The 8,463-nt window shown below is 65.0% G+C and carries 8 protein-coding genes; 1 reads left to right on the top strand and 7 read right to left on the bottom strand.

All coding sequences use genetic code 11. From position 1 onward, the window contains the following. Positions 1-78: 78 nt before the first annotated feature. From NA11_RS10395 to NA11_RS10370, 6 genes are all read right to left on the bottom strand, one after another. Positions 79-1,104, bottom strand: coding sequence for a DUF3089 domain-containing protein (locus tag NA11_RS10395; RefSeq protein ID WP_069161621.1), 1,026 nt, complete (start codon positions 1,102-1,104; stop codon positions 79-81). Positions 1,105-1,517: 413 nt separating this feature from the next. Further along, positions 1,518-1,739 (bottom strand): hypothetical protein, encoded by a 222-nt coding sequence (locus NA11_RS10390; protein WP_141717516.1) that lies wholly within the window; start codon positions 1,737-1,739, stop codon positions 1,518-1,520. A 157-nt stretch (positions 1,740-1,896) separates the two neighbouring features. After that, entirely contained in the window at positions 1,897-3,153 is a 1,257-nt protein-coding gene (locus NA11_RS10385) for a cytochrome P450 (protein WP_069161619.1), read from the bottom strand. Next, positions 3,150-4,130 (bottom strand): terpene synthase family protein, encoded by a 981-nt coding sequence (locus tag NA11_RS45555; protein ID WP_069161618.1) that lies wholly within the window; start codon positions 4,128-4,130, stop codon positions 3,150-3,152. Before NA11_RS45555 ends, NA11_RS10385 begins: the two co-directional genes overlap by 4 nt. Next, positions 4,130-5,698, bottom strand: a complete 1,569-nt coding sequence (locus tag NA11_RS10375; protein WP_069161617.1) for a prenyltransferase/squalene oxidase repeat-containing protein — start codon at positions 5,696-5,698, stop codon at positions 4,130-4,132. The genes NA11_RS45555 and NA11_RS10375 overlap by 1 nt, the downstream gene beginning before the upstream one ends. A 76-nt stretch (positions 5,699-5,774) precedes the next feature. Continuing rightward, positions 5,775-6,812, bottom strand: coding sequence for a polyprenyl synthetase family protein (locus tag NA11_RS10370; RefSeq protein ID WP_069161616.1), 1,038 nt, complete (start codon positions 6,810-6,812; stop codon positions 5,775-5,777). 297 nt (positions 6,813-7,109) lie between these two features. On the opposite strand from NA11_RS10370, the gene NA11_RS10365 reads away from it, so the two are divergent. Then, a complete protein-coding gene (locus NA11_RS10365) occupies positions 7,110-7,946 on the top strand; it encodes an NAD(P)H-binding protein (protein WP_069161615.1) in 837 nt (278 codons plus the stop codon). Between the two features lie 57 nt (positions 7,947-8,003). On the opposite strand, the gene NA11_RS10360 is transcribed toward NA11_RS10365, so the two are convergent. After that, positions 8,004-8,411 (bottom strand): VOC family protein, encoded by a 408-nt coding sequence (locus NA11_RS10360; RefSeq protein ID WP_069161614.1) that lies wholly within the window; start codon positions 8,409-8,411, stop codon positions 8,004-8,006. Positions 8,412-8,463 lie beyond the last annotated feature (52 nt).

Genomic DNA, 8,463 nt, shown 5'->3' with positions numbered 1-8,463 from the left:
CCAGCGACAAGGTCGCCCTAGCCGTTCCGCGTTGCCACTGAAATCCTCTGCGCGATCATGGCGTTGGGCGTTGGCGCCTCACCGGCCGTATGCGGCGCTCTGGGTGCCGACCAGGTCGACGAGGGTTTGGTGGGCGATGTTCACGTCGTAGAGGTGTAGGCCCCAGGTGGCGTCCTGAAGATCGGGTAGCGCGGTGGCGATCAGGCCCTCGGCCATGAGCACGTGCGGTCCGTCGCCGGTGGTGCAGTGGGCGCGTACTCCATCGAGGGCGAGGCCCGCGACACTGCCGTGGATCGGCGCTATAGCGTTGTCGCGCAACGAGGCCGGGTTCGTACACAGCACCTCGTAATCGGGCCCGAACGGCAGGCTTGCGCCGGTCGCCGAGGTGTTGGGTGTGCTCGGCGACCAGCCGAAGCGCGCGTTCGGCGGCGGTGTTCGGGAGAAGGCGGAATAGGCGATAACGCACCCGGTCTGTGCCGGGCTGGTGCATGCGGGCACGGTGCGGAAATCGCCACCGACCGTCGCGCCCTTCCCGACCAGGACATTGCCGCCGATCAGCAGTGCCGAAACCAGTTGCGACTGTGCAGGTTTCCTTTCGATACGGCGCTGGATCAGGGTCCGCAACATGCTGGTGCCTTGCGAGTGGCCGATGAGCACGACACCGCGTCCGCCGTTGTGTTGTGCGAGGTAGTCGTCCCAGGCCCGCTCGACGTCGCCGTACGCGAGGTCTCGCGCGTCGTTGCGCTCCTGTGGCGAACCGGTATTCAACGTCCGAAGCGTCGTTTGCCGATACACCGGTGCCCACACATTGCAGTGCACTCCGAAGGGCTCCGCCTGGGCTGCTGCTACTCCGCGCAATTCCGGGGACGCGTCGAGGTTTGCGTTGATCGACGGCTGCAACGACACGGTCGGATAGACATAGAAGCAGTCGATCGGTGCCCCCGCCCGCCCTCCGCACGGGTCATTCGGCTGACCGGGCTTGCACAGCCACGTGCTCTGCGGCGCCGCCGAGGCCTGTGGAACAACGAACACTCCGATCAGGCAAAGCAGTGCACCCAACGCCAGCGCAGCGCGTGAGACGAAACGAACTCGGCGGAGAGGCATGACAACAATGCTACAAAGCTGAATCGGGCTCAGCGCACATCTGTGCGGCAGGGATAGCAGACGGTGCAGCCCGTGCAGCCGGTCACCTCAGTCGGGCAGACCGAGTCGTCCGTCCTCCGCTGTGCTGATGTCCGATCGAGAGTCGTGCTGGGTTGGCTGATTCGGATGTCGAGATCGAAATCGTCTATCGGTGCAGACATATCAAACCCTCTTCGGAATGCCTTCAACAGATGGCCGGGTAACGCATGCCGGACATCCCGCAGTGACACTCGGCCGTCTTCGATGATGCTCGGCGGCCGTACCTTCGCAGTAGGGGAGGATGCCACGCATACCCGGGAATTCCTCCCGGGCGAATCGGGAATCGGACGCGAGGCGGGCCGACTGTTCAGTGCAGCAGTCGACCTACCTCGAGCTCACTGGCCTGGGCGGCACAGGGCGTGCTCGACACCGCGGAAGGCGACGGCGAGCGGGTCGGTGGACTGGCTGTAGGGATCGATCATCCATTTGACCAGAGCCAAAGGGCCGCCGAACAATTGGCACAGCGGTGGCACGGGGGCGGGTTCAGCGTTGGCGACAGCGTTCGATCCGGCGATCAGTGATCCTGCGACGGCCAGGATCACCAGCATTTTCCGCACGATATTCATCCTTTGTGGTTGTCGAACAGTTGTGTTCGTGGATCCTACCTTCCAGCTTTCGGCCAAGCCGGTGACTTTGTTACACCGCGATCAGAAGCCTCATTGATGCCGGCCAGCTCAAGAGCGTTGCACGAAGCCGATTGCGACACTGCGTATTTCAATCGTGATCTGCCGGTTCGTGCAGTACCTCGGTCGGTCCGACGGCACCGCCACCAGCGCCGCCCGACCGCTTGTCCAGCCGGTGTGTCCACACCAGTGGGAGTGATCGTATTTCGTTGGTTACGCCGCAGGTTGTCTTGATCTCGGCTTCGGGAGGTATGCGGTACGACGGTATTTGGGCGTGGAAGGAAGTTATCGCGCTCTTCAGAGCGGTTCGGGCCAGTGCGACCCCGACGCAGCGGTGGGCGCCAATGCCGAACGCTAGGTGCTGGTTTCGGGAGGGGCGGTCCCAGTGCGCTGCCGAAGGGGCGTCGTAGGCGTGGGGATCATGGTGGGCGAGTGTGGGGCTGAGGAGGATGCGGTCACCGCTGCGGATGGTCATGCCACAAAGTTCGCGGTCGGCTACGGCGGTTCTGAGCAGGTTTGCGACGGAATGGAGGCGAAGGAGTTCTTCGACTGCGGCCGTGGCGAGTTCGGGATCGGTGGCGAGGGCATGCTGATGCTGAGGGTGCTCGGCAAGGAATTTGAAGGCGAAGCCGAGGGAATTGGCGAGTGTGTCCAGACTGGCCAAGGCCAGCATGGCGGCCATATCGAGCATTTCTTGGTCGGTCAGCGATTCGTCGTCGCTGTTGATCATGGTGCCGATGAACCCATGCTGGGGTCTGGCGGCGATCAGCTCTGACAGCACCTCTTCGAGGGCTCTGCCGGCCTCCGCGCGTGCTGTGGTGTCGCGGCTGTGCAGCAGCGTTGTGGTCGACTCGGCGCAGCGGACGGCGGTCTCGTGCGAGGCGTCATAGAGAGCGGTGAACAGTGCGTACTGCATCGGCCGGGCGAGGTCGGCCATCAGTTCGCAACGGCCCCTCGGCGTGAATTCGGCAATTCGATCCGTACAGCGGGTGGTGATCGCTGTGGTGATGCGTTCGGTGGTGCGACGGTTGAGATGCCGGACGAACACCCTGCGGTACTTGCCATGTTCTGGCGGGTCGAGTTCCTGCGGAATCAATGGGCGGGGCCACGCGCCCTTGCCGTCGAGCGTGGGACTGGTGGCGTTGGAGAAGTGTTCGGTGTCGCGGAGGACGGCACTGATGTCCGTGTATCGGGTGAGCACCCAGTATCCGCCGGATTTCGGGGTCCAGAATATCGGATCCGAATAGGGCTGGATGGGTGTGCGGGCCGGGTCCGGCGACAGGTGTAGATCGCGGTGATAGTCGAAGTCCCGCACCACATGTGGGGGCACGTTGCTGGGAAGAATCATGACGACCCCAGGCTTCCTGGCCCCAGCGAGTATCGGTGCGCCAACGACTCTCGATGCCATCGCAGCATGCCTGCGGCCCAGTCGGCTCCGGCCATGAAGAAGCCGCCGACCTGGGGATCGGTTGTGTAGGTGTCGCGCAGTTCGGCCACTGTTCGTGCCAAGTCGAGGCAGCGCGCCGTGTAGAGCGCACCGATATCCGCCGTAAAGGCGGTCGGCCATGAGGTATTCAGCTCTTTCTCCTTCGGCCCTGAGGAAATGAAGTTGACCAGGCACCCCAAATCGCAGAGCGCCGCCCGCATGGCTCTGGTGTGGGGTAGCCGCCTGGCCTCGTCGGAGAGAGCGGCACCAGGAGTCGTTTCGAGGAATTCGATGTTCAAGACGAATGTTCCCGAATGGCGGTAGAAGGACAGATAGTCGTCGTAATGGGGCGGGACGTTGCTGGATCTGCTGTTTGCTTCCCAGGCTGCGGCCGTGAGGTAGTCGCGCAGCGCATGCCGCAGACGATTGGCGGTGGTAGCCGAGGCGGACATGTCCAGCTCGGCGAGCAGCGGTTGAAGCACAGCGGCGAATGTGCTGCGCGGCGGTTCCGGCGGGGTTTCGTCGTGCAGGATGCGCCATATCTGGCCTGCTTCGCGTATGTAGGTCGACAGGTCGCGGGCGGCCACATCCTCTGCGCACACATCGTCGAAGGCGGTGTACCAGAAGGTGAATCGTGCCCAGAGAGCAACCAGTTCGCGAGGGAGGTCCGGCGAGCAGTTCGCCACGCCGCGCCCGATCCGCGAACCACGGAGCCGCTCGAACTTCGCCTTGTCCATCGGAAGCTGTGCTTGATCGGCCCAGGCGACGGTCAAGTTCTCGACTTGCTCGGCTTCTGGGTGCGGGCGAGCCGGCAGGAGGGCAGTCATTTCCGCGAAGGCCGTCACAGGAAAGCTGCTGAGGTCTTCGCGCGTTTTCTCGGATTGCTGCCGATCGGGCATCAGTGATCCCTTCGCTGTCGACTCGGTGCCGAATGCAGGCAGTGGCGCGTGGTGAGCAATGCGGTGTCGACGATCGTCTCGGGTGTGTAGAGGTCTTTGTCGTGCCACAGCGGTGGCTGGCCGCCGTTGCGCGGTGTCTGGTCGAGGTAGGTTTTCGCGAGTTCGATGGCGACCTGGTATCTCGGGTGTCTCGGACTGGCGAGCTGGATGAGCAGTTGGACTGCGTACGCGGTCTCTTCGGGGGTGCCGCACCAGATACCCCAGGATCCGTTGGCGCGCTGGGTGTTCAGCAGCCAGCGGACGGTGCTGCGCATCGCGGGAGTGGCAGGCGGGTCGGCGAAACGCGTGAGGGCGAGTGCCGCGCAGAATGTCGCGTAGTACGGGGAAGCGTGCCAGCGGTCATCCCAGTGGCCTGCGTCCTGTTGCTGGTCGAGCAGCCAGCTGGATATCTTGCGGATCACCGGCAGATAGCGGTGACGTTCGGCGGGCCGGGCGCGAACATAGAGGCTGAGTGCTTCCAGCACATGGGCATTGGTGGTGACGGATTGCCCTTGTTCGCCAGGCCACGTACAGAAATGGGTACCGAGTTCGTAGGTGCGGAGCATCGAGGGATCGTGCGGTTCGCCGAGCAGAGTCAGGGTGGCCAGGACCATGCTGGTGGTGTCGGCGTCGGTCGGTAGCCCGGGCGCTGTTGCGGCGCCGGTGGCGGTGAGGCTGCGGCGCAGGCTTCGTCGTATCGTTTTCGGGACGTCGACCGGAATTCCGGTGTGGCGCAGCCAGTTCAACACCCATGCCCGTTCGAAGACGGCGACGGGCGCTACGCAGGGCAGTGGACCGCCGGTGTGGCTGGCCAGCTGCGCGAGGTATCGGCGCGCCGCGGTCGCTCCGGGCCCGGATGGTTTGGTGGCCAGCCAGGCGGCGGTGGCGGCAGGAGACGCGCCGATACTGCCTGCCGCCGAGGGCTGAATGCTGCCGGGTGCGAGTTCTGCAACGAAAGTTTCCGCCGCATGCAGCAGCTTGTCGTCCAATCGTGTGGCAGCGCTCAGTCGAGTGGTGAGCGCGTTCAACCGGCGGCCATGGTGGGATCCCATGTCTCGCACCCACGTTGGCAACTTCGCTGTGCCTGCGAGATGCACGGTCGACAGGTGCTGATCGATGCGTGGTACCAGCGCGGCAACGACGAGGTCGGCAGCGGGTAGGTCGGGCAGCCGGAGCGATGCTCCCGGAACGACATCGGCCAGGCCACGGAGAGCGCTCTGCACTGTCGAGATGATCGGGGAACCTCCGCGCCCGGCCGCCTGGACCGTCAGCAGCGCCTCGATCGCGCTCAGGGTCGGGATGAGGCCGTAGCCGGCGTCGCGTGGTCCCCAGCGCCCTTCTTGCCCTTGTGTGGCAAGGAGATAGTCGATCCTCGCGGTGTGGCCGGGTAGGTCCGGGAGACTCGACACGACCCGCGCGGTCTCGTAGACCGAGAGGCTGATGCGCCCGTCCTCGGTCAGCCCGGACAACAACCGCTGAACTTCCTGCTTGCACGCTCGGCAAGCCGTCGACGAGGGGCTGGTCACCATTCGCGTTCGCTCCCATCGGTTGCTACTCGGGTCGGCGTCGAGGTGGCGCGGCGGCTTGTCGAGATGCGCATGGCTGTCAGCGATCTCGATGGGCGGCCAGCTGGGCCAGCGCCAGCAAGTCGTCGGTGCGAAGGTGTGCGGGCAATGCGTCGAAGGCCGCGGTGATCTGGTCTTCGGCACAACGCAGTGTCGGCGCAGACCCGCCTGCCGCATCGAGTAGACCGATGGCGGCGGCCACCTCCGCGTCCGACAACGGTTCTCGCCCTTGATAGATCGTGGCGAGCTGGTCGGCTTGGGGCAGACCCGAACCGAGCAGCCGCACGACAGGAAAGGTCCGTTTTCTTCGGACGAGGTCAGTACCTGCCGGCTTCCCGGTGTTGTTCGGATCGCCCCAGATCCCGATCACGTCGTCGACCAGTTGGAATGCCACACCGACCATGCGGCCGTAGGCGTCGAGGGCGTGCACCGAACTCGGGTCCGCGCCGGCGAGTAGCCCGCCGAGTGCACACGCGCAGCCGATCAGCGCCCCCGTCTTTCCGGTGGCCATCGCCAGGTAATCCCCGATGGCGACCGAGGCGCGCTGCTCGAAGGCGCAGTCGAGATACTGCCCGCCGCACAATTCGACGGAGGTGATCGTCAAGCGGCGAACGGCTTCCGCAAGAACTGGGGCAGGGGCATGCGCGGTGAGTACGCGCGTCGCGAGTGCTTGCAGGCCGTCGCCGACCAGCGTGGCGTTGGTGACCCCCCACGTCTTCCAGACGGTCGCGCGTCCGTGCCGTAGCGCGTCACCGTCCATGATGTCGTCATGGACCAGTGAAAAGTTGTGCAGCAGTTCGACGGCCGCCGCGGCATGGGCCACGACGTCGGGCGTACGGCCCACCGACCGTGCCGCGGCGAACATGAACGCAGGCCGCAGCGCCTTGCCCGACACCGAGGACATCGGTGCCCCGTCGATGTCGCACCAGCCGAAATGGTTGCCTGCCATGACATCCAGGGGCGACGGCAGCATGCTCAGCGCATCACGCAGAATCGGATCGACGGTGGCACGAGCCTGGGTCAGCAGAGCCGACGCTAAGGCGGGATCCGCTGTCGATTCGGAAGCCGAGGTAGACATGCGACTTCACCTCCGGGAGATTCCCGCATGACAGGCACCGAGGACAGTTGCCGGAAAACCCTGGGCTTGCCGCGCGGCTCTTGTACGTTCCCCTCGAACCGAGACAGCGCCCGATTCCGTTGGCAGAACAGTCTTCTCGGACATCGGCACATGATACTGCGGGTTTGCTGCGCTTCTCGGCGCTGGGAAAAACCGGAGCAACCAGTCGGACTGGAACGTTGCTCCCCTGGACGCAGGCGTATGGAGACGAGCCTCTCACCGATGTTCTGCGGCGCCGCGCACGGCTTGACTAGGAGCATGACAACGAACAGCAACAACCAGACCATCCTCGTCACCGCGGCCACCGGGAAGATCGGCCGCCGGGTGGCGGATCGCTTGACCGCCAACGGTTTCCCGGTTCGCCTCGGTTCTCGCTCGGCGGCGCTTCCGTTCGATTGGCACGATCGGGGCACGTGGGCTCCGGTGCTGGACGGGGTGCGCGCGGTCTTCCTCATGTACACGCCCGATATCGGGGATCCGCGGGCCGGTGACATTCTCCGGGCGTTCAGCGAACAGGCGGTCGCCGCCGGGGTGCAGCGACTGGTACTGCTGTCGGCGCGCGGCGAAGATCAGGCCGCTCCGGCCGAGTCAGCGGTCCGGGAGAGCGGTGCCGAATGGACTGTGCTGCAAGCCGCCTGGTTCAACCAGAACTTCGACCAGGGCGCCTTCACGGACATGGTGCAGGCAGGCGCGCTCGCGTTTCCCGCAGGCCAGGTGCTCGAACCCTTCATCGACTGCGATGATCTCGCGGACGTCGCGGTGCTCGCGCTGACCGAGGACGGTCACCATGGTCAGAACTACGACCTGACCGGACCGCGGTTGCTGACTTTCGGTGACGCCGTCGCGGCGATCGCCGCGGAGACCGGCCGCGAGATCCACTACATTCCCGTGACCGGTGCGGAATTCGGTGCAGTGCTGAAGTCCGAGTTCGGCATGCCGGACGAGGAGGTGGCCGGCATGATCGACATCTTCGCCACGCTGATGGACGGCCGCAACGCCACGGTGACCGACACAGTCCGACGGGTTCTCGGCCGCGAGCCGATCGACTTCACCGACTACGTGCGCGCTGCGATCGCGGCGGGCGCATGGAAGTAGCGCGGATGCGGAGTGCCCCGCCGAATGCCGTGCGGCACAGGGCAGGGCACTTCTGGCTCACCCGCGCGAGGAGATCTGCTGCACGCCCCAGCTGTTGCCGTCCGGGTCCTCGAAGAACACGAAGCCGACGTTGTCGAGCGGATCCGGTGTTGGCGAAGGGTTTTGGCCGAGCACCTGAACATCGCTGACCTCGACACCGCGGGCAACCAGTTCCTTGTGTGCCTGTTTGATGTCGGGCACGACCAGCTGAAGTCCCTTCACCGAGCCGGGCTCCATCTTCGGGACGGCCCCTTCGCCGATGACGATGGAGCAGCCGGAGCCCGGCGGCGTCAACTGCACGACGCGCATGCCTTCGCCGAAGGTGCTGTCGTGGTCGACAACGAATCCCAGCTGCTTGCTGTAGAAGTCCTTGGCACGATCGATGTCCGATACCGGGACAATGACGACTTCGAGTGTCCAGTTCATGGCACTTCCTTCGGATGGGTACAGACGTCACAGGTAACGACGGCCCGTCGCC

The organism is Nocardia altamirensis NBRC 108246 (assembly GCF_001612685.1).
Classification (GTDB): Bacteria; Actinomycetota; Actinomycetes; order Mycobacteriales; family Mycobacteriaceae; genus Nocardia; species Nocardia altamirensis.
Note: the sequence above shows the minus strand (reverse complement) of the source record. Positions and strands in the feature narration are given on the sequence as shown.